Here is a 1,675-nt window from a genome sequence, read left to right on the forward strand (position 1 = left end):
GGAGCGGGTACAGAGGGCGCAGAGCGCCCTCTGACAGACCGTCAGCGCAGAGCGCTGACCGGCCGGCCAAGGGGCCGGCCGTGGAGCCGGCCCGCGGGGCGGTCCGGGGGCCGGCGGGTGGTTCGGCCTCGAATTCGGTTTCTCTTTCCGGGGGTTGGGGTCAGAGATTGGCTGGCTAGGTGGGAGGGGGTTCCCTCGTGGTCCTGGCGGGCCTTTTCTGTGGTTTCTCGACGGGTTTTCAGGTTGTCCCGGTGGGGTTTCTCTGCGGGTGGTCCTGATTTCTCGTGCGGTCTGATCATTCTAAGGGCTCGGGGCCCTGGAATTCAAGTTGTGGAGCGGGAATTGACGGGGTTTCCGTTTCTTCGGCCCCGGGGGTGACTCTGGTCCGGCCGGGTGGCCCCTGTGCGGCTCTAGCGGCAGCCTACAGGGGTGTTGGCAGTCGGGGAAGGGGATAGCGGGGGCGAGGCTCCAGGGGGCCGTGTGCGGCGATCCGGGGCGTGCGTGAGGGTGGCGTTAGATTCGCGTTCCGGGAATTGGCGGGTTGTTAGATTCGGTGGACCGGTGGTGTTAGATCCGGGGCCGCTCCAATCGTCGCACATGGACCGGGCGTTAGATTCGTCGGTTGGGTTGGGTGGAGGGTTCCCCGGGTGGCGTTAGATTCGGGTCGGTGGTCGGCGGGGGTGTTAGATCCGGGGTTGCGCGGGGGTGGGGTCGGGTGGCTCCGGTGGGTTCGGGGCGGGTTGGCGGCGCGGGCTCGGGTGGGGGTGGGGGTGGTCGTTGGGGGTGCGGGGAGGGGGTGAGGTTTCTAGTTGGGGGTGCGTTTGGTTGAGCGTGTGGGGGTGATCCCGTTCCGATGTTGCGTATTTACGGTTCGGTGTGTACTGTAGTTATCACGAGGTCGGGGGAACGCAGAACCGGCCGAGAAACCACCTACTGACCCTGTTGGAGGGGATCTTCATGTCCGGTACCCAGACGTTCACCACCCCGGCCGGTAACACCTACTCGTACGCGGTCGAGACGGGCGAGAACGGCGAGGCGGTCTACGACCTGTCCCGCGTCCTCCAGGACGGGGTGTTCCCGATCGGCACGGTCGTGGTCCACCCGAACTGGGAGCTGTTCCCGAAGGTCGAGGGTCTGCTGAACGTCCAGTTCGGCAAGGGCAGCGCGACCGACCGCCACGAGCGGACCGACGCCCCGAAGCTGGGCGACATGGACCTGCCGTACGTGGTCGGCAGCCACCTGGTCAACCCGGCCGACCTGACCGCCGAGACGGACAACGGGGCCGCGCCGCTGCTGAAGTTCCGCAAGCGGATCATGGGTGCGGCCTTCGAGACCAACTCCCCGGCCGAGAACGCCAGCCAGGACACCTTCGAGAAGGTCCGCGACCTCGTCACCGGCCTGGTCACCACCTACCAGGGGGACAAGAACACCCCCAAGCGCGAGGCCGCGTACACCAAGTTCCTCAACGGCAAGCGCGCCGAGGCCGTCCAGGCCGAGATCAACAAGCTCGACGACAAGGCACAGGCACTCGCCTTCATGCGCGCCGAGCTGGTCGAGAAGCTCAACGGCTACAAGACCGCCTGAACCCCCACCCACCACCCGGCGGCCCCAACCCCCAACACGGGGCCGCCGGACCCCCACACCCCCCACCAAGGCCCGGCCCAGGGCCCCCACG

1 protein-coding gene is annotated in these 1,675 nt (G+C 67.5%); it reads left to right on the top strand.

What is annotated here, in order from left to right; translation table 11 throughout:
• Nucleotides 1–957: 957 nt before the first annotated feature.
• On the top strand, nt 958–1,584 hold the full coding sequence (locus AB0C59_RS34800) for a hypothetical protein (protein ID WP_363011872.1): 627 nt from the start codon (nt 958–960) through the stop codon (nt 1,582–1,584).
• The last annotated feature ends 91 nt before the right edge of the window (nt 1,585–1,675 follow it).

The organism is Streptomyces sp. NPDC048664 (genome assembly GCF_040650555.1).
Classification (GTDB): Bacteria; Actinomycetota; Actinomycetes; order Streptomycetales; family Streptomycetaceae; genus Streptomyces.

What these genes read in the sequence shown, in the direction of transcription:
- AB0C59_RS34800 (WP_363011872.1), top strand. Translation starts at nt 958, where the DNA reads ATGTCCGGTACCCAGACGTTCACCACCCCGGCCGGTAACACCTACTCG.